The sequence below is a fragment of the Pedococcus sp. P2_A3 genome (assembly GCF_056405035.1).
Window position 1 is genome coordinate 21,484 of sequence record NZ_JBFUCW010000017.1, and the last position, 19,075, is coordinate 40,558.

A 19,075-nucleotide genomic window follows, 5' to 3' on the forward strand; every position below is an offset into this window, starting at 1 on the left:
GTCAGGGCGTGACGGCGCTGAGGTCCGGGACCGAGACCGTGATCGGCGCGTTCGTCGCCGAACCCGACAGGTACGCGTAGAGGCCGACGGCGCCCGCGGCCTGCAACCCGGCCGTCGAGTCGGTCGTCGTGGTGGTCCACGCACCCGGCTCGGCGGTGCCGGCGGGCCACACCTTGGCGTTCAGCGTCGTCGTCCCGGCGCCCACGGCCTGGATGCGCATGGACAGGGCGCCGCCACCCGCGACGACCACTCCCGGGAGGGATGCCGTCGTCAGGACGGTCTCGACGCCGCCCACCGTGCGAGCGAGGTATGCCGTGGTGTCGGTGCCCGTCACCCGCACCTTGAGGCGGTAGTCGGAGGTGCCGATCCTGCGGACCACGGCCGCGGTGTAGACGCCGCCGCCGGTGGCCGCCTTGTCGAAGCCGAGCGTGGTGCGCAGGTCGACGTCCCGCGCCGAGGTGGAGGCGAGGTACGCCGAGGGTCCGGACGAGGCCGCCAGCTTCATCGTGCCCATGCCACCCGCCACCGCGAAGTTGCTCGCTGCCGTGGTCAGGGTCCAGGTGCCACCGGTGTCGGCCTGGCCCCAGCCGTCGACAACGGTCCGTTCGAAGGTGTCGGTCGCGATGACCCCCGGGGCGCTGACGGTCACCTGGCGGGTGGTGCTGCCGACGGCGCCCTGGTTGTCGGTCACGGTGAGCTGCACCGAGTAGGTGCCCGGCGCGGCATACGTGTGGCTCGGCGTGGAGCCGCTGCCCGTGGTGCCGTCGCCGAAGGACCAGGCGTAGCTGCTCACGGAGCCGTCCGGGTCGCTGGAGCCAGTGCCGTCGAACGACGCGGTGAGCCCCGTGGCACCCCAGGTGAAGGAGGCCGAGGGTGGCTGGTTGCCGCCGCCGCCCCCGCCGTTGCGGAGGGCATACTGGGCCTGGATCGTCGCCTGCGCGAGGGCAGTCGGGTACACGGCGATCTCGTCGACCCACCCGATCAGGTTGGGGTTCGACGGCGCGCCCGGCCACCCGACGAGGGAGTCGCCACCGAGCCGCCAGTACCCGAGGTAGGCCTCACCGGCCGTGGTGTCGGTGCGGGAGCCGACGAGGCCGCCGTCGACGTACAGCCGCATGCCCGCCGAGCTCATCGTCGCGGTCACCATGTGCCAGCCGTTGTCGCGGTACGACGACCCGCTCGTCACGGTGCGGTAGGAGAAGTCCTGGGCGCGCATGCCGAAGACGATCCGGCCCGAGGTGTCCATGTACAGCTGGCGGTCGCGGTGGCCCGAGGCGCCGTTCTGGAGGTCGCCGAAGCCGAAGATGCGGCCGCCTCGCGCGTTGCTCGTGCGCACCCAGGCCTGGATCGTGAAGGTGTCGGGCGCGGTCTCGGACCCCAGGGCGTAGACCCTGCTCCAGTCGTTGTCGGTCAGCGCTGCTGACGTGTCGCCGGCGATCGCGCCGGGCTGGTTCCAGGTGACGCCGGTGTCGCCGCGGCCGTCGGTCACGCCGATGCCGCTCGTGGCGGCGGTGCCCGCCGCGCGGTCGTTGACGGTCAGCCCGGAGGTCTCGTTCATCGGCCAGTAGATGCGGGCACCGTTGGCGCGCACCGACTGCGCGTACCCGTTGCTGGGGCTCGACGACCCCGGCATGGTGACGTTCGTGACGGCGCCGTACACGGTGTTGCCGTACTGGTCGTTGGCGATCAGCTGGTAGCTGTAGGTCGCGCCGGGGGTCAGTCCGGTGTCGACGAACCCGACCGCTGGGAGTGTCCACCACATCGAGTTCGCCGTCGTGGTGAAGCGCGGTGAGCCGGTGGCGCCATTGCGGATCACGCGGTAGGTCAGCGTGTAGTCGTCGCGGTCGTAGCCGGCGACCCAGCTCACCCGCACCGTCGAGGACGAGGTCGGCACGAGGCGGGGCACGAAGGTGCCGCCGGGGAAGCGCGGGCCCTCCTTGTTGGGCGCCAGACCCCGACGGGCGAACCGGACGAGGCCCTGCTGGCCGACTCCGTTGACCGTCGGGAACTCCCCGCCGTAGACGACGTAGTCGTTGTTCCCTGCGACGTTCCACCCGGCTTGGTACTGCCCGGTGTAGGTGCCCAGCGTCATGTCGGGGTTCCAGGCCACGAGGGACGGTCCGTTGGCCTTGCCGTGCCAGTTGAACTGGGCCTTGAGGACGTCATTGAGGATCTCGCCACCAGCGGCGTCCGTCCACGCCTGCGCGTACTGGTACCGCCAGGAGGGAGGCTGCGGGAAACCGCCTCCCATCGAGCCGCAGAAGTGCGCGTGCCCGGCGGTGTAGACGAACCCGCCGGTCATGAAGACCGAGTAGTTGTCGCCGTGGCACTCGGTGATCCACTCCAGCGTCGCGGGTGAGCCGTCCGTGCCCACCGGGATCTTGAACGCGCCTTCCAGGTTCGCGGGGTTGGCGTAGGCCCATGACGTGCCGTAGACGTAGTTGCCCTGCACCCTCAGGCTGCTGATCCCGGTGCTGGGCCCATAGTTGTTGACCGCCGGGTCCCAGGCGGTCTGCAGGACCCCTGTGACGGAGTCGATCTTGGCCAGCCCGACTGCCGGGAGCCCGTTGACGTACTGGAAGGAACCCCCGGCGAAGACCCAGCGCCCGTCCCCCGAGACGGCGATCGCCCACACGTTGTAGTCGGCGTCGGGGTTCCAGGGCAGCACTGCGCCGTTCGAGGCGTTGAAGGCGGCAAGGTTCCTGCGCGACGCGCCGTTGCCGGTGGCCTGGAAGCCGCCGCCGACGTAGACGGTGGTCGCGGTGGCGATGACGGCCCGGGCCTGCGAGGTCACGCCCGGGGTGTTGAACGCCGTGATGACCGCGCCGGTCGTCGGGTCGAGGGCCGCCACGCGGTAGCGGACGATCCCGTTGACCGTGGTGAAGTCACCCGCGGCGTAGAGCCGGGTGCCGTCGGGTGAGGCGGCGACCGAGAGGACCTGGCCGTTGAGCTGCGGGGCGAACCCCGGGACGAGCACCCCGGTCCTGATGTCGTACGCGAGCAGGTTGGTGCGTGGCACCGTGTTGGTGCCGGGCGCGGCGCCGGCCGGGCGGGCGGTGCTGAACGAGCCGCCGGCATACACGATGTCGCCGATGACCACCTGCGACCAGACCACCCCGTTGATCTGCACCGTGGGGAGCGCGTCGGCGCTCACCCCGGTGGCAGGCATGGGGACAACCGGCGCCGGGGCGGCCGAAGCGGACGTGATCGCGCCGACCAGGGCGGCGCCGCACAGGGCGACCGCCGTCAGCGCGCTGGTCACGGACCTGAGGACATTCCTTCGCGACATGGCGCACCCCGACCACCACAGGTGATGGACCGACGGGATGAACGCGTGGCTGTCGCATCACGAATCACGGTCGCGGGGCATGACGCACCGTCACCGGCCCGACAAACCACCTCGGCCACAACGTGCCCCCCTGCAGGAGCCCCTCTGTCGGGCGTTTTCACGGTAACGCCGGGGGAATCGCACGAGGTCCGCCGAAGGACGTAGACGACCCCGGACAGGCCCGGCGGCTGCGACGGTTCAGGCCGTGCGGCGGCGCAGGGTGAGGCTGCCGAGGACCAGCGACACCAGCACCCACAACCCGATCACGGCGGCATCTGCGGCCACGTCCGCACCAGGGCTGGAACTGGCCGTGACCGACTTCATCGCGTCCACGGCATACGACAGTGGGAGCACGTCGGACACCCACCGCAGCACGTCGGGCAGCCGGTCGCGCGCCACGAGGAGACCACACAGCAGGAACTGCGGCAGGGCGAAGGCAGGCATGAACTGGACAGCCTGGAACTCCGTGCGGGCGAACCCGCTCGCCAGCAGGCCGAGGGCCGTGCCGAGCAGGGCGTCGAGCACGGCGACGGCCACGAGCTGCCAGAGCGGTCCGGCGACGTCGAGCCCGCAGACGTAGACGGCGAACGCGGTCGCGATCAGGGCCTGCAGGACCGCCATGACGCCGAACGCGAGGGCGTAGCCGAACATGAAGTCGCCCTTGCCCATCGGGGTGGTGAGCAACCGCTCGAGCGTCCCGGACGTGCGCTCGCGCAAGGTCGCCACGCTGGTCACGATGAACATCACGATGAATGGGAAGACCCCGAGCAGGGACGCCCCGATACCGTCGAACACCGGGGTGCCCTCGAAGATCCAGGCCAGCAGCCCGATCAGCACGCAGGGCACGACGAGCATGAGCCCGATGGTGCGGTGGTCGGACCGCAGCTGGGTCAGGACACGACCCGCGGTGACGAGGGTGCGGTGGGCGTTCATCGTGCCTCCTGGGCGGCGCCGTCGATCAGGGCCAGGAACGCCTGCTCGGCGTCCTCGGTGCCGGTGCGAGTGAGCAGGGCGGGGAGGGTGTCGTCGGCGAGGATCTCGCCCTCACGGAGCAGCAGCAGCCGGTCGCAGCGGCTCGCTTCGTCCATCACGTGGCTGGACACGAGCAGCGAACGCCCTTGGGCCGCAAGGCGATGGAAGAGGCCCCACAGGTCGCGGCGCAGGACCGGGTCGAGCCCGACGGTGGGTTCGTCGAGCACCAGCAGCTCGGGGTCGCCGACGAGGGCGGACGCGAGCGAGACCCTGGAGCGCTGCCCACCGGAGAGGTTGCCCACGAGCACGTCGGCGTGGCTGGTGAGGTCCACGGCCGTGATCGCCTCGTCGGCTGCCGCGACCGGGACGCCGAGGATGCTCGCGAAGTAGCGGACGTTGGCCCGCACAGACAGGTCGTCGTAGACGCTCGGGTTCTGCGTGACGTACCCGACGCGGCGGCGCAGCGAGGGGGAGCCGGCCGGCTCCCCGAGCACGGTGACCTCGCCGGACTCGACCACCTGCACCCCGACCACCGCGCGGATCAACGTGGACTTGCCGCTGCCACTCGGGCCGAGGAGGCCGACGACCTGTCCGGCCGGCACCACCACGGACAGGTCGGGCAGCACGACGCGACTCCCCCGGACCACCCGGAGGTTCGCGATCTCGATGACGTTTTTCATCATGCGATGAATATACCCCCGCGCACCCTCGCGGACAAGACCCCCGAGCGCCCCCTCCACTCCCCTCCCCGCCTCCCCGCCTCCCCGCCTCCCCACCTCCCCGCCTCCCCGCCTCCCCAAGGAACCTTTGCTAGCAAGGGTTCCTCGATCGTGGACAGGCTGCAGCCTGTCCACGATTCACTTTCTTTTGCTAGCAAAGGTTCCTTGGAGGGGCTGGCGGCGGTGGGGGGTATGCCGCGGGCTCGCCTACGGGACGAGGTAGCGCTGGATGGTGGGGCCGACCAGCGCGGCCAGCTCGTCGTGGGTGGCGTCGACGACCGCCGGGAACTCGACGATGTAGCGCATCATCGCCAGCCCGACCATCTGCGCGGCCGCGAGCCCGGCCCGCAGCTCCATCCCGGCCGACGGCGCACCGTCCGCCGACAGGTCGCGGACCACCCGCCCGAAGACCTCACGGGTGAGGAACTCGCGCAGCATCCGGGCGGCGTCGTCGTGGGTGACTGCCGCGCGCACGAGGGCCTGGAAGCGCTGACGCCCGGCCTCGGAGTCCCAGACCGCGAGGAAGGTGCGCACGAGCGACTCTCCCACCTGCGCCCGCGGACCCGTGACCACCGCACTGATCAGCGCCGCGGGGTCGGCCGGGATGTCCATCACCGCGGCGAACAGCTGCGGCTTGCCACCGAAGTAGTGGTGCACGAGGGCCGGGTCGACCTCCGCACGGCGGGCGATGCCGCGCAACGACGTGCCGTCGTAGCCCTGCTCGGCGAAGTCGACCCGCGCCGCCTCGACGATGGCCTGCCGGGTGTCGACGCCGCCCGGTCGCCGTCCTCGGGGGCTCATGTGACGTCGGCCGTGGAGGCGGTGGCGAGGTGCAGGCGGGCAAACGCGAGCGCCTCGGCCAGGTCTACCTCGCGCTGGTCGGGGGTGAGCTTGCGGGTGCCGACCTCGACCACCACCGACCCGGAGAACCCCTTGAGCGCCAGCATCTCGAGGAACTCCGCGCAGGGCTGGCTCCCGCGGCCGGGCACGAGGTGCTCGTCCTTGAGGGAGCCGAGGCCGTCGGCGAGGTGGACGTGGTGCAGTCGGGGGCCCAGCGCAGCGGCCATGGCCATGGCGTCGGAACCGGCGGTGGAGGTGTGGGACAGGTCGAGCGTGACGTTGTCGTAGGCCTGTGGCACGGGGTCCCAGTGGGGCAGGTACGCCTCGAACTCACGCTGGCGAGCCCGCCACGGGAACATGTTCTCGACGGCCAGGGCGATGCCGGTCTCGTGCTCGCGCAACGCCACTCCCTCGACGAACTCGCCGGCGTACTCCTTCTGCCAACGGAACGGTGGGTGGAGCACCACGGTCGATGCCCCGACCTCCCGGGCCAGCGCGATCGAGTTGTCCACCTTGGTCCACGGGTCCGGTCCCCAGATGCGCTGGGTGAGCAGGAGCGTGGGTGCGTGCACCGACACCACCGGTATGCCGTGCAGCTGGGACAGCGCCGCGAGCGCCCCCGCCTCCTGCGACACCGGGTCGGTCCAGACCATGACCTCGACGGCGTCGTACCCGAGCCGGGCCGCGGTGGCGAAGGCGGCTGCGCACGTGTCGGGGTAGACCGAGGCGGTCGACAGAGCCACCGTGGCCCCAGGGATCGACACCGCTCCAGCCATGCCCCGAGCCTAGCGAGCAGACCTCAGGCCATCGTGTCGAGCCTGCTGAGGATGACTCCCTCGCGCAGGGCCCACGGACAGATCTCCAGGCGGTCGAGGTCGAGCAGGTCCATCGCGGCCTCGGCGACGAGCGCACCGGCGAGCAGCTGGTGCGACCGGCTGGCCGAGACGCCGGACAGTCCCGCACGCTGCCGTGACGTCATCGTGCCCAGGTCGGTGACCAGGGAGGCGAGCGCCGCTCGCTCCAGGCTGCGCGCGGCATACGGGCCGTCGCTGCTCGGCGCGGCGCCGGTGACGCGGGCCAGGGAGCGCATCGTCTTGGACGTGCCCACGGCGCGGTCGGCGGTGCCGGCCTTGGCCAGGGGGCGCATGGCTGCGGCGAGCCGCTGGCGGATGGCCCGGCGGGCCTCGCGCACGACGTCGGCGCTGGGCGGGTCGCCGGGCAGCAGGTCGCGGGTGAGCCGCCCGGCCCCCAGCGGCAGGGACACGGCGGCGTCGGGCTCCTCGTCCATGCCGGCCGCCAGCTCGAGGGAGCCACCTCCGATGTCGACGACCAGGAGGGTGCCGCTCGACCACCCGAACCACCGACGGGCGGCCAGGAAGGTCAGCCGCGCCTCGTCCTCGCCGGACAACACCTGCAGCGCCACCCCCGTCGCCGACCGCACGCGGGCGAGCACCTGCTCGCCGTTGGGGGCCTCCCGGATGGCGCTGGTGACGAACGCCATCACCTCCTCGACACCTTGGTCCTCCGCCACGGCGAGGCACTCGTGGATGAAGCCGGTGAGCGCGGCCTCGCCCGTCTCGGCGATGTCGCCGGTGTCGGTCACGTGCTCGGACAGCCGCAGCTCGATCTTGTGCGAGGTGGCCGGCAAGGGCTGCGCGCCGCGGTGCGCGTCCACGACGAGCAGGTGGACGGTGTTGGAGCCGACGTCGATGACTCCGAGGCGCATGGCTGCACGGTACGACACTGCGGGGTCGGCGCGAGCGGTATCACCACCGCRACCCGCTCCTCCTTCTCGTCGGGGGCGGGACCGTCGGGGTCCCGTCGGACAAGGGGGAGAACAACCATGGATGCAGACCTGCGCCTGGACGGCAACACCACGACCGCCCAGGGCGACGTCTTCAAGACGACCGCCGCCGATGTCGTCATCGACGCGCCGAGCCGTCGTTCCAACGGGGCCGGCCAGCGCCGCGCCATCGTCCACGACTTCAACGACGGCATGACCCTCAACTGGGACTCGGACTACCCGAACGGCGTGACCATCGAGGGCTTCCGGCTCACCTGTCACCAGGCCGACGTCGTGCTCGACCACGCCGCGCGCCGCAAGAACTCCAACCCGTGGCGCCGCGCGCTGGTCCACGACTTCGACGACGGCCTGACGATCAACTGGGCGCACGACTACCCAGGTGGCGTGACCATCAACGGGCCGCTCAAGATCAACGGCGCGGTGACCATCAACGGGTCGCTCACGGTGAAGAGCCCGTTCGGGCGCCTGAGCCTCGAGGAGACCCTCGTGCGGTACACCGACCTGATCAACGGCCTCGACGCGAAGATCAAGAAGCTCGAGGCCCGGAAGCTCGAGGGCTGAGCGGTGGCCAGTCTCCGCCAGCGCGCCGCCTGCATCGGCATCGCCACGTCACCGCTGTCCGTCCGGCGCGACTTCATGGGGCAGCTGACCAACTCGGTCCCCGTCTCGCTGAAGACCCAGCTCGACCGGCTCGGCAGCAAGTTCGTCCACGTCAACTGCATCCAGGTCGGGTCCGACCAGTTCACCTTCAACGACGCCGTCGAGATCGACCGCGCGGTGGCCAAGACCCGTGACCTGTATGCCGCCGCCGGGAAGTCGATGGGGGTCGGTCGGATCCAGCACTTCGTCATCTCGACGGCCGCCGCGGGTGGCCGCGACGTCATCAACTCCGACGGCGAGGCCGAGAGCCTCACCGACGAGTGGACGGTGCCCAACGACGCGCTCGACCTGTTCTTCGTGCGCATGTACGTCGGCAGCACAGCGGGCCTGTCGCGGGTCGACGGTCCGTGCGACAAGGACGCCAAGGGGATGGACGGCAGCGTCGTCGAGATGAACGCGGGCGGCGGGGTCTCCGACTTCGCCACCGCGCACGAGCTGGGCCACTACCTGGGCCTGAGCCACCGGAACGACTCCACGGCGCTGATGAACCCGAGCGTCCCCAACGGAGGCGTCATCACGACCTCCGAGGCCGACAACATGCGGGACCACTGCCGCATGAAGAACCCCTGCTAGGAGCAGACATGTCAGTCATCATCGGGTCCAGCAAGGACCGGACCGTGACGGGGGCCATCGCTGCCCTCGCAGGCAAACCCACCACGCTCACGCCCGGGGCGGCGATCGCCATCCTGGCCGAGGCCGCTGCCGCCGGGCCGGAGAAGGTCGCCGGTCGCAGGGCCGCCACCGCCCTGGCCAAGGTCGTCACCGACCACACCGAGCCGCAGGTGCGCGTCGCTGCCGCCAAGGGCCTCAGCCACGTGCAGTCCGACGTCTCGGTGCGCGCGTTGCGCAGGGTCGCCGACAAGGGGGCGGACGGCCAGCTCCTCGCCGCAGCCGCGGCTGGGCTCACCAACCTCGGCGGTCGTGCCGACGTCAAGCGCCTGCGGGGAGCAGCCGTCCGGGCGGACTGGCCGCTCGCCGCAGCCCAGGCGGCCGCCTCCGCGCGGCTGCTGGCCCACCGGGTCGGCGCCACGCTCGACCCGGACGACGCGACCCTGCGGCTGCCGGGCGAGGACGCGCCGGTGCTGCCCGTGGGGGGTCGGCTCAAGACCCGCATCAAGGCGGTCGACCTTCCGGTGGCCAGGAGCCGCGCCACCGCAGACCTTCCCTGGGCGGCGCTGGTGCCCGAGGGCGCCTCGGCCGTGGGTGCCTTCAGCTGCGGCGACCGCACCCACGTCGTCCTCGCAGGCAAGGACGTGGAGTCACTCGCCAGCGCTCCGGGCATCGCCGGCACGCTGTTGGGGGTCAACGAGTCGATGGGCACGACCTTCGTGCGCTGGGTGGTGCTGACGCGGCCCGACGCCGACGGCCTGGCCGTCACCGTCGCCCGACCGACCGGGGAGGTGGGCTTCGTGGGTCGCGGCACGATCGTCGACGGCGTCCTCTCTGTGACGGTCGACGCGGTCGACCACCCGGGTGCCACGGCGGCGCACGTCACCGCGTCCCTGTCGAGGGGCACCCTCGAGGTCGACGGCCGCAGCGAGCGGACCATCACCTCTGCGCGCCGGCAGCCGGTGCCGATCCCGCAGCAGTTCGACCCGTCCGGGCCGGTCCCGGTCGGCTGAGTCTGCTCCCGGGAGGCGGCGAGCCGCCTCCCGGGAGCAGACTCGGGGTATGCCGCCCGCCACCGACCGCCGTCCTGTTCGTGGTGCTGGCCGCGCTGGTGTGGCGGCGTCGTCGGCGACAGACCGGCATACGGGCCAATCCCTAGGAGTGGCAACGCACGACGTAGGGTGACGCACGTGCCAGAGACCCCGCTCGACACCGCCCGCATCTGGGTGGAGTTCACCGACCCCGCCGACTCGGGTCAGCGCTTCCGCTGCGACCTGACCTGGCTCACCTCGAGCTGGACCTGCATCTTCGGCAGCGGCTGCCAGGGCATCTACGCCGACCGGCCGGACGACGGCTGCTGCACCCTCGGCGCCCACTTCACCGACGACGACGACATCAAGCGGGTCAAGAAGGTGGTCAAGGAGCTCGGCGAGGACGAGTGGCAGCTGCACCCCGGCTCCACCAAGGTCGGCGCCTGGACCGAGAAGGAGGACGACGCCCTCAAGACCAAGGTGGTCGACGGCGCCTGCATCTTCCTCAACCGGCCCGGCTTCCCCGCGGGCGCCGGCTGCGCGCTGCACCAGCACGCCGTCCTCACCGGCAAGGAGCCCCACGCGGTCAAGCCCGACGTCTGCTGGCAGCTGCCGATCCGCCGCACCTACCGCACGGTCGAGCTCCCCGACGGGTCGAGCTGGCAGGAGGTCAGCATCACCGAGTACGACCGACGCGGCTGGGGTCCCGGTGGCCACGACCTCGACTGGTACTGCTCCAGCAACCCCGAGGCACACGTCGGCCGCGAGCCGGTCTTCAGGAGCAACCGCGGCGAGCTCGTCGAGCTGATGGGCGAGCAGGCCTACGGCGAGCTGGAGATCCGCTGCGAAGCCCACCTCGCGAGCGTCAAGGCGGCACGAAACGCCTACTCCCGCAAGATGTTGCCCCTGCTCGTGCACCCTGCGACGCTGGCCGCCCAAGAGGCCCGCAAGAGCCGATGAACAACCCGTCGGGTCGGCCCGAGCCGACGCGCAGCCCGAACATCTGGGACTCCCCCGACGTCTACGAGGTGGAGAACCGCGGCGTTGACCGGGCGGGTCTCCTCGAGTCGGCCATGGCCTCGCTCCACCCGTTCGACGGGGCCGACCTGGTCGACGTCGGCTGCGGCACCGGGTTCCACCTTCCCCGCTTCGCTTCGCTCGGGTGCGCCAGTGTCATCGGTGTCGAACCCCACCCGCCGCTCCTCTCGCTCGCCGAGCGGCGCGTCGCCGGTATGCCGTCGGTGCGGGTGCTGGAGGGTGTGGCCCAGTCGCTGCCCCTCGCCGACGCGTCCGTGGACATCGCGCACGCCCGGTGGGCGTACTTCTTCGGCGCCGGGTGCGAACCCGGCCTACGCGAGCTGGAGCGGGTCCTGCGCCCCGGCGGCACGGCATACGTGATCGACAACGACGCGACCCGCTCGACGTTCGGTCGCTGGTTCGCCCGCGCCAACCCGTCCTATGACCCCGCTGCCGTGGAACGGTTCTGGACCCGGCAGGGCTGGTCGCGCGAACGCCTGACGATCGCCTGGGAGCTCGACTCCCGGGAGGACTTCGAGGCGGTCGTGCGCATCGAGTTCTCCGAGACCGCCGCCGAGGGGATCCTCGCCGAGCACGACGGCACCAGCGTCGACTACGCCGTGAACCTGTGGTGGCGCACCTACTGAGGGTGACTGCGGGGTGTGGAAGTCGGGTTGACGGCAGGGGTGGACAGCCACGTCGACGCGGGACAGGGTGGAACGAACCGGACACCCCGGACCACAGGAGGCACCATGACCGAGCACGTCGCCACTGCGAGCACCACCGTCGACGCCGACCCCGACCGGGTCTGGCAGGCGATGACCGACCCCAAGCTCGTCGCCGAGTACATGATGGGCAGCGGGGTGGCCAGCGACTGGCAGCCCGGCTCGCCCATCACGTGGAGCGGCGAGTGGGAGGGCAAGCCCTACCAGGACAAGGGAGAGGTGCTGCAGGCCGAGCCGGGCCGCCTGCTCGAGGTGACGCACTACAGCCCGCTGACCGGTGCCGACGACGTGCCGGAGAACTACCACACGGTCCGTTACGAGCTCTCCCCCTCGGGTGACGGCACGACGGTGCAGCTGACCCAGGGCGGCTGCGACAGCGCCAAGCAGGCGGAACAGTTCTCGCAGAACTGGCAGGGCATGCTCGACGGCCTCAAGAAGGTCGCCGAGGGGCACTGACCCCGACGCCTCCGCCTGTCCTGGTTCGAGGTGATACCGACCCGGATTCCGGTGGGATGTCACCTCGAACCGTCGGTGGGATGTCACCTCGAACCTTCGCCTGTCAGCGGCTCCCCGTAGGTTGTCGCCCATGGCAGCGAAGACGTCGACCAGGTCGAGTGGTTTCCGCTGCTCCGAGTGCGGCTGGACCACCGTGAAGTGGGTCGGCCGATGCGGGGAGTGCCAGTCGTGGGGCAGCGTCAGCGAGATCGGCGCCGTCACCGTGCGCACGACGGCCGCCACCCGCGTCGAGCGTCCAGCCGTGCCGATCGGCCAGGTCGACGCCCGCCGCGCCGAGGCCCAGAGCACCGGTGTCGGCGAGTTCGACCGCGTCCTGGGCGGCGGGCTGGTCCCCGGGGCCGTCGTCCTCGTCGCCGGCGAGCCCGGCATCGGCAAGTCGACCCTGCTGCTCGACGTCGCGGCCCGCGCCGCCCGCTCGGGCACCGGGCGCACCGTCCTCTACGTCACGGGCGAGGAGTCAGCAGCCCAGGTGCGGATGCGGGCCGAGCGGATCGAGGCGATGGCCGCGACCCTCTTCCTCGCCGCCGAGACCGACCTCGCCACCGTGCTCGGCCAGATCGACGAGGTGCAGCCCGACCTCGTCATCGTCGACTCGGTGCAGACCATCGCGAGCGGCGAGGTCGAGGGCTCCGCGGGCAACGTCACCCAGGTGCGCGAGGTGGCCGCCTCGCTGATCCAGGTGGCCAAGGCGCGTGGCATCGCGACCCTGCTCGTGGGTCACGTCACCAAGGACGGCTCGATCGCCGGGCCACGCGTGCTCGAGCACCTCGTCGACGTCGTCGTGCAGTTCGAGGGTGACCGGCACTCGCGGCTGCGCCTCGTCCGGGCGGTGAAGAACCGCTACGGCCCGACCGACGAGGTGGGCTGCTTCGACCTCTCCGACGTGGGCATCGTCGGGCTCCCCGACCCCAGCGGGCTCTTCCTCTCCCGTGGCACGCTGACCGTGCCCGGCACCTGCGTCACGGTGACCCTCGAGGGCCGCCGGCCCCTCATGACCGAGGTGCAGGCGCTGGTCGCCAAGAGCGAGATCCCCACCCCGCGGCGCGCGACGAGTGGGCTCGACTCCGCCCGGGTCTCGATGATCATCGCCGTCCTCGCCAAGCGCGCGCAGGCACCGATCGGCAACGCCGACGTCTACCTCTCCACCGTCGGCGGCGTGCGGCTCACCGAGCCCGCCTCCGACCTGGCGATCGCGCTCGCCGTGGCCAGCGCGGTCAAGGACCAGCCCCTGCCCGACCACGCGATCGCCTTCGGCGAGCTCGGGTTGGCCGGTGAGATCCGCCCCGTCTCGGGTATGCCGCGACGCCTCGCCGAGGCGGCCCGGCTCGGGTTCCGCACCGCGTACGTCCCGCAGGGGGTGCTGGGCAGCGGACCGACCCCGGACGGCATGCAGGTGGTGGAGTGTGAGGACATCCGTGGCGCGGTGCGCGCCGCCCTGCAGCCGCTGCACGGTTAGACTCACGCCAGACCGGACCGGCGGCACCAAAGGGGTTTGACCAGTGGATCTTCGCGAGGACGACGCGCTGCGCGCCACCCTCGCCGCCGTGGCACCGGGTACCGAGCTGCGCGACGGTCTGGAACGCATCCTCAGGGGGCGCACTGGCGCGCTCATCGTGCTCGGGCACGACCGCACCGTGGAGCAGCTCTCCACCGGCGGGTTCCCGCTCGACGTCGAGTTCTCGGCGACGCGTCTGCGCGAGCTCGCCAAGATGGACGGTGGCATCGTCCTCGACCGCGAGGCCTCGCGGATCCTGCGGGCCGCCACGCAGCTGGTGCCCGACCCCTCCATCGAGACGAGCGAGTCCGGCACCCGGCACCGCACCGCGGAACGCGTGGCCAAGCAGACCGGCTACCCCGTCATCTCGGTGAGCCAGTCGATGCGGATCGTCGCGATCTACGTCGATGGCGGCCGCCACGTGCTCGAGGACTCCAGCGCGATCCTGTCGCGGGCCAACCAGGCCCTGCAGACCCTGGAGCGCTACAAGTCCCGCCTCGACGAGGTGACCGGCACGCTGTCCGCGCTCGAGATCGAGGACCTCGTCACCGTGCGCGATGTCGCGAGCGTGCTCCAGCGTCTCGAGATGGTCCGGCGCATCCGCGACGAGATCTCGGGTTACGTCGTCGAGCTCGGCGTCGACGGTCGCCTGCTGACCCTCCAGCTCGAGGAGCTGACCGGAGGCCTCGGCAACGACCGCGAGCTGGTCATCCGCGACTACCTCCCCGTCACCAAGGCCGACCTCACGCTCGAGGAGGCGATGGCCGCCCTCGAGGAGCTGACCTCGACCGAGCTGCTCGACCTCGCCGCAGGGGCCAAGGCTGTCGGCTTCGCGGTCGGTGGCGACGCCCTCGACTCGGCCGTCAGCCCCTGCGGCTACCGGCTGCTCAGCAAGGTGCCCCGCCTGCCGGGCGCCATCGTCGACCGACTGGTCGAGCACTTCGGGAGCCTGCAGAAGCTGCTCGCCGCCAACCTCGAGGAGCTCATGGACGTCGACGGCGTCGGCGAGGGCCGCGCCCGGGCCGTCCGCGAGGGCCTGTCCCGGCTGGCCGAGTCGAGCATCCTCGAACGCTACGTGTGAGCGCCGGCACCGCACCCGAACGTCTGCACCACGAGGTGCTGGAGTGGTATGCCGTGTCCGCCCGCGACCTGCCCTGGCGGCGGCCCGAGGCCACACCCTGGGGCATCTTCGTGTCGGAGGTCATGCTCCAGCAGACCCCGGTCGCGAGGGTCGAGCCGGTCTGGCACGAGTGGATGTCGCGGTGGCCGACGCCCGGTGCACTGGCCGCCGACGCCCCCGGTGAGGCGGTGCGCGCCTGGGGCCGGCTCGGCTACCCGCGCCGAGCCCTGCGGCTGCACGCCGCCGCCGTCGCCATGACCGAGCACCACGACGGCGCCGTTCCCGCGACGGAGGCTGAGCTGCTCACGCTGCCCGGCGTGGGCACCTATACCGCCGCTGCCGTCGCCACCTTCGCCTTCGGCGAGCGCACGACCGTCGTCGACACCAACGTCCGCCGGGTGCTGGCCAGGGTGGTCGTCGGCGAGGAGTTCGCCGCGCCGTCGCCGACGCGCGCCGAGCTCACCGTCGCGGCTGGGTTGGTGCCGGCGGATCCTCCACGGGCGCGCACCTGGAGCGTCGCGGTCATGGAGCTGGGTGCGATCGTCTGCACCGCTCGGGCTCCGCGGTGCTCGGACTGCCCGGTGGCCGACCTCTGCGCGTGGCAGCTCGCCGGCCGGCCGGCTCACCAAGGGCCGGCCCGCAAGGGCCAGGCGTGGGAGGGCACCGACCGCCAGCTGCGTGGCGCCCTCCTGTCCGTGCTCCGCGACAGCACCGCGCCCGTGCCGCGCTCGGCTCTGGAGGCGTTGTCCGACAACGAGATCCAGCGCGAACGCTGCCTCGACTCGCTGGTCGCCGACGGGCTGGTCGAGCCTCTCGCCGACGACCGGTTCCGGCTGCCGGTCTCCCGAGCCGCGAGCTGAGGCGGGCGTGCCCCCCGACCAGCGCCGTCCCGCTCCGGGCGCGGCCGACGACGTCCCAGCGGGCCCGACCCCACGCGGCAGCACCCCACCCGGCACGACGCCACCCGGCCCGTCCGGTGCGACTGCTGGCCGCCGCGCTGCCCACGCGCTGCGYGTCGGGGCCGCCCGCACCGGTCGGGTGGTGGGCCGGGGCACGCTCGCGGGAGCCAGGTTGGCCGGCCGCGGCAGCCGGGCCGGCGCCCGACGCGCGCGCGCCTACACGCACTCGGCCGGCGCCGGTGAGAGCGGCCTGGCGCGGCTCGTCGAGCTGCACTTCGTCAACCTGATGGGCGACGCCGCGCTCACCGTGTCGCTCGCCGGCACCATCTTCGCCATCCCGACCGACGAGGCCCGTGGACACGTCGCACAGTTCCTCGCCCTCACGATGGCCCCGTTCGCGCTGCTGGCCCCGTTCATCGGCCCGTTGCTCGACCGGTTCCGGCACGGCCGGCGGTGGGCGATCGGCACGACCCTGGCGTTGCGGGCCTTCCTCTGCTGGGTGCTGGCCGGGGCGGTGACGAACGACTCTCCGTGGCTGTTCCCGGCTGCGCTGGGCTGCCTCGTCGCGTCGAAGGCCTACGGCGTGACCCGGGCGTCCGCGGTGCCGCGACTCCTGCCACCCGGCTTCAGCCTCGTGAACGCCAACTCCCGCAACGCCCTCGCCGGGGTCGCGGGCATGGCTGTCGGGGGCGGGCTCGCCGGGGCCGCGGCGAAGGTGGGACCGGAGTGGTCACTGCGGCTGGCCTTCCTGATCTACGTCGTCGGCACCGTGCTCGCGATCCGGCTCCCGGCCCGGGTGGACTCCAGCTCCGGCGAGCAGGACATCGAGGACACCGGTCCGCTGCCGCTGCCACGCCGCGATGGTCGGCGGCTCGGACTCGTCCAACGGCTCCGCGCCCGGGTCGCGGCCCTCCCGGTCCCGGTGCTGACCGCCCTCTGCAGTGCCGTCGGCGCCCGGTTGCTGACCGGGTTCCTCACGCTGTTCGTGGCGTTCCTCATGCGTGAGCACCCGCTACCGGGTCACAGCGGCACCTTCGTCCTGGCCCTGGTCGTCGGGGCGGCCGGCGCGGGCAACGCCCTGGGCACGGTCGTCGGGAATGCCCTGCGCCGGCTCCGCCCGGACCTCATCATCGCCGTGGCGCTGATCGCCGACGTGCTCGCAGCACTGGCCGCGGCCGTCTTCTACTCGCTCGCCACGCTCCTGGTCCTCGGTCTCGTGGCCGGCCTCGGGGCACAGCTCATCAAGCTGGGCAGCGACGCCGTCGTGCAGCGCGACATCGACGAGACCGTGCGCACGCGGGTGTTCGCCTGGTCGGAGACGGTGCTCCAGATCGCCTGGGTGGTCGGCGGCGGGATCGGGATCGCCCTGCCGCTCATCCCGCGGCTCGGCTTCGGGGTCATCTCCGGCCTGCTGCTGCTGGTGCTCGCCGCCTCCGTGCGGATCAGGATGGGTCGCCGACACTCGCAGCCCTCCCCCCTCGCCGATTCGATGTGAACACGCCGGGGAATCCCGGCGTGTTCACATCGAACCAATCGAGGGAGACGGTCAGAGGGTGCGGAGCATGCGGGTGTTGCCGAGCGTGTTCGGCTTGACCCGCTCGAGGTCGAGGAACTCCGCAACGCCCTCGTCGTAGGAGCGCACCAGCTCGGCGTACACCTCGGGCTCGACGGCCTGCCCCTCGATCACCTCGAAGCCGTGGCGGGCGAAGAAGTCCACCTCGAAGGTGAGGCAGAACAGCCGCTCGACCCCGAGCGACCGCGCGTCGGCGACGAGCGCCTCCATCAGCCGCGACCCGACGCCGTGCCCCTTCGCCTCGGGCCGGACCGCGAGCGTGCGGATCTCGGCCAGGTCCTCCCACATGACGTGCAGCGCGCCGCATCCCACGACCACGCCGTCCTTCTCCGCCACGCGGAACTGCTGGAGCGCCTCGTAGTAGGTGACGGCGTCCTTGGACACCAGCACCCGGGAGTCGGCATGCGGCCGGACGATCTCGCGGATCGTGCGGATGTCGCTGGTCCGCGCCGCCCGTACCGTCACCTCGGACGTGGCGCTGCCCGACGACGCACTGCCCGACGTGGCACTGCCCGACGGCGCGCTGCCCGACGGCGCGCTGCCAGGGGCGGCGCTCTCAGGCACCGAGCCGACCGTCCTTCATGTCGGCGAACAGCGCCCGGGCGCTGCTGTTGAGGAGCACGACCGAGGCGCCGCCCTTCATCCCCACACCGCCCTGGGCCACCTGGTTGGCCACCTTGCCGGAGCGGAACACCGAAGCGGCCAGGGTGAGGGCCATCGGCGCGGTGATGTCGGTCTTGACGTTGGCGCCGATGACGGTGAGCAGCTTGGGCAGCCCCGCCGGCCCCCTCGCCTTGGCGACCGCCATGCCGGCCAGCAGGATCGAGCCCTGGTTCGCCGACCGACCGAAGTCGCCGTTGGGCAGGCTGTGGCGCTCGCGGGCGAGCCCGAGGCCGGTCGAGCCGTCGAGGATGTTCTTGCCCACCTTGACGAGCAGGGTGCCGCCGTCGCTCTTGAGCAGCACCTTGGAGACGTAGGGGATACCCCCGACGCCGTCGATGATCGCGCGGAACCCCTTGAAGCCGGTCAGCAGGTAGCCGTCGATCTGCACGCCGGTGGTCCGCTCGATCGTGCTCACGATGCCGTTCGTGCCGCCGTAGACGAGGGCGGCGTTGATCTTGTCGGTGCCGCCGGTCGAGAGGGGCACGTACGCGTCGCGGGGCAGGCCCACCATCCCGCCGACACCCTTGTCGTCCACGCCGATGATGTGCAGTGCGTCGGCACGACACTTCTCGGGGGACTGGCCGGGCCGGGCGTCCGATCCGACGGCGAGGATCCGGGTCGTCGGGGTGGGGACTGCGGCGGCCTTGAGGGAGGGCCACCAGCCACCCACGACCGCCCAGGAGGAGTCCTTCACCAGGAGGGTGACGTCACCCTCGTGCGCGACTACCGCGATCGGCGTGCCCTGCCACGTGCCGACGCCACCGGTGACGGCCACCCCTGCGGGGATCGGCGTGCGCTTGGCCAGGACGGCGGTGGCGGCGGGGGTCGCCCGCACCTTGCCCCCGACGTACACCGACGACATCACCGCGAGCAGGTCGGCCGGCAACCCGGGCCCGGTCACCGTCGGCGGCGGGGTCGTGGCCGTGGTCGTGGTGGTGGTCGACGGAGCGCCGGCGCTGCTCGTGATGGAGGCCTTGGGCTTGTCACCCGAGCAGGCGGCGACGGTCAGGGGGGCTGCGAGCAGCCCGACCAGGACGGAGCGGCGGGGCAGGAAGGACTCAGACACGGGCTCCAGCGTATGCCGGGGCGCTCCCACGGCGCGAA

Annotated in this window: 18 protein-coding genes; 10 read left to right on the forward strand and 8 right to left on the reverse strand. The window is 71.9% G+C overall.

Features of this window, described 5'->3' with window-relative positions; all coding sequences use genetic code 11:
* Nucleotide 1: 1 nt before the first annotated feature.
* The 6 genes from AC1DX8_RS14270 to AC1DX8_RS14295 all read right to left on the reverse strand — a co-directional run bounded on the left by AC1DX8_RS14270 (nt 2) and on the right by AC1DX8_RS14295 (nt 7,585).
* Nucleotides 2-3,262 (reverse strand): PKD domain-containing protein, encoded by a 3,261-nt coding sequence (locus tag AC1DX8_RS14270; RefSeq protein ID WP_477630592.1) that lies wholly within the window; start codon nt 3,260-3,262, stop codon nt 2-4.
* Between the two features lie 264 nt (nt 3,263-3,526).
* Nucleotides 3,527-4,261, reverse strand: coding sequence for an ABC transporter permease (locus tag AC1DX8_RS14275; RefSeq protein WP_477630593.1), 735 nt, complete (start codon nt 4,259-4,261; stop codon nt 3,527-3,529).
* On the reverse strand, nt 4,258-4,983 hold the full coding sequence (locus AC1DX8_RS14280) for an ABC transporter ATP-binding protein (RefSeq protein WP_477630594.1): 726 nt from the start codon (nt 4,981-4,983) through the stop codon (nt 4,258-4,260). Before AC1DX8_RS14280 ends, AC1DX8_RS14275 begins: the two co-directional genes overlap by 4 nt.
* Nucleotides 4,984-5,226: 243 nt before the next feature.
* The gene (locus tag AC1DX8_RS14285) at nt 5,227-5,820 is read right to left on the reverse strand and encodes a TetR/AcrR family transcriptional regulator (protein ID WP_477630595.1); all 594 of its coding nucleotides are present in this window, start codon (nt 5,818-5,820) and stop codon (nt 5,227-5,229) included.
* A complete protein-coding gene (locus tag AC1DX8_RS14290) occupies nt 5,817-6,635 on the reverse strand; it encodes a sugar phosphate isomerase/epimerase family protein (RefSeq protein WP_477630596.1) in 819 nt (272 codons plus the stop codon). The genes AC1DX8_RS14285 and AC1DX8_RS14290 overlap by 4 nt, the downstream gene beginning before the upstream one ends.
* Nucleotides 6,636-6,658: 23 nt before the next feature.
* Entirely contained in the window at nt 6,659-7,585 is a 927-nt protein-coding gene (locus AC1DX8_RS14295; protein WP_477630597.1) for a Ppx/GppA phosphatase family protein, read from the reverse strand.
* 117 nt (nt 7,586-7,702) lie between these two features.
* On the opposite strand from AC1DX8_RS14295, the gene AC1DX8_RS14300 reads away from it, so the two are divergent.
* The 10 genes from AC1DX8_RS14300 to AC1DX8_RS14345 all read left to right on the forward strand — a co-directional run bounded on the left by AC1DX8_RS14300 (nt 7,703) and on the right by AC1DX8_RS14345 (nt 17,230).
* The gene (locus AC1DX8_RS14300; protein WP_477630598.1) at nt 7,703-8,224 is read left to right on the forward strand and encodes a hypothetical protein; all 522 of its coding nucleotides are present in this window, start codon (nt 7,703-7,705) and stop codon (nt 8,222-8,224) included.
* A 3-nt stretch (nt 8,225-8,227) separates the two neighbouring features.
* The gene (locus AC1DX8_RS14305) at nt 8,228-8,896 is read left to right on the forward strand and encodes a matrixin family metalloprotease (RefSeq protein WP_477630599.1); all 669 of its coding nucleotides are present in this window, start codon (nt 8,228-8,230) and stop codon (nt 8,894-8,896) included.
* A gap of 8 nt (nt 8,897-8,904) precedes the next feature.
* Entirely contained in the window at nt 8,905-9,945 is a 1,041-nt protein-coding gene (locus AC1DX8_RS14310) for a hypothetical protein (protein ID WP_477630600.1), read from the forward strand.
* 177 nt (nt 9,946-10,122) lie between these two features.
* Nucleotides 10,123-10,923 carry a DUF3109 family protein gene (locus AC1DX8_RS14315; protein WP_477630601.1) on the forward strand — a complete coding sequence of 267 codons (801 nt, stop codon included), beginning with the start codon at nt 10,123-10,125 and terminating at the stop codon, nt 10,921-10,923.
* The gene (locus AC1DX8_RS14320) at nt 10,920-11,627 is read left to right on the forward strand and encodes a class I SAM-dependent methyltransferase (protein WP_477630602.1); all 708 of its coding nucleotides are present in this window, start codon (nt 10,920-10,922) and stop codon (nt 11,625-11,627) included. The genes AC1DX8_RS14315 and AC1DX8_RS14320 overlap by 4 nt, the downstream gene beginning before the upstream one ends.
* A gap of 105 nt (nt 11,628-11,732) precedes the next feature.
* On the forward strand, nt 11,733-12,161 hold the full coding sequence (locus tag AC1DX8_RS14325) for an SRPBCC family protein (protein WP_477630603.1): 429 nt from the start codon (nt 11,733-11,735) through the stop codon (nt 12,159-12,161).
* Nucleotides 12,162-12,291: 130 nt separating this feature from the next.
* On the forward strand, nt 12,292-13,677 hold the full coding sequence (gene radA / locus AC1DX8_RS14330) for a DNA repair protein RadA (RefSeq protein ID WP_477630604.1): 1,386 nt from the start codon (nt 12,292-12,294) through the stop codon (nt 13,675-13,677).
* Nucleotides 13,678-13,720: 43 nt separating this feature from the next.
* Nucleotides 13,721-14,797: a DNA integrity scanning diadenylate cyclase DisA gene (gene disA / locus AC1DX8_RS14335; RefSeq protein WP_477630605.1), complete on the forward strand. Its 1,077-nt coding sequence runs from the start codon at nt 13,721-13,723 to the stop codon at nt 14,795-14,797.
* Nucleotides 14,794-15,696, forward strand: a complete 903-nt coding sequence (locus AC1DX8_RS14340; RefSeq protein ID WP_477630606.1) for an HhH-GPD family protein — start codon at nt 14,794-14,796, stop codon at nt 15,694-15,696. The genes disA and AC1DX8_RS14340 overlap by 4 nt, the downstream gene beginning before the upstream one ends.
* A gap of 7 nt (nt 15,697-15,703) precedes the next feature.
* Entirely contained in the window at nt 15,704-17,230 is a 1,527-nt protein-coding gene (locus AC1DX8_RS14345) for an MFS transporter (RefSeq protein ID WP_477630607.1), read from the forward strand.
* A 51-nt stretch (nt 17,231-17,281) separates the two neighbouring features.
* Here the strand turns inward: AC1DX8_RS14345 and AC1DX8_RS14350 are convergent, their stop codons facing one another.
* Together AC1DX8_RS14350 and AC1DX8_RS14355 are read right to left on the reverse strand one after the other, a co-directional pair.
* Nucleotides 17,282-17,773, reverse strand: coding sequence for an amino-acid N-acetyltransferase (locus tag AC1DX8_RS14350; RefSeq protein ID WP_477630668.1), 492 nt, complete (start codon nt 17,771-17,773; stop codon nt 17,282-17,284).
* A 91-nt stretch (nt 17,774-17,864) separates the two neighbouring features.
* Nucleotides 17,865-19,037: an LCP family protein gene (locus tag AC1DX8_RS14355; RefSeq protein ID WP_477630608.1), complete on the reverse strand. Its 1,173-nt coding sequence runs from the start codon at nt 19,035-19,037 to the stop codon at nt 17,865-17,867.
* Nucleotides 19,038-19,075: the final 38 nt, after the last annotated feature.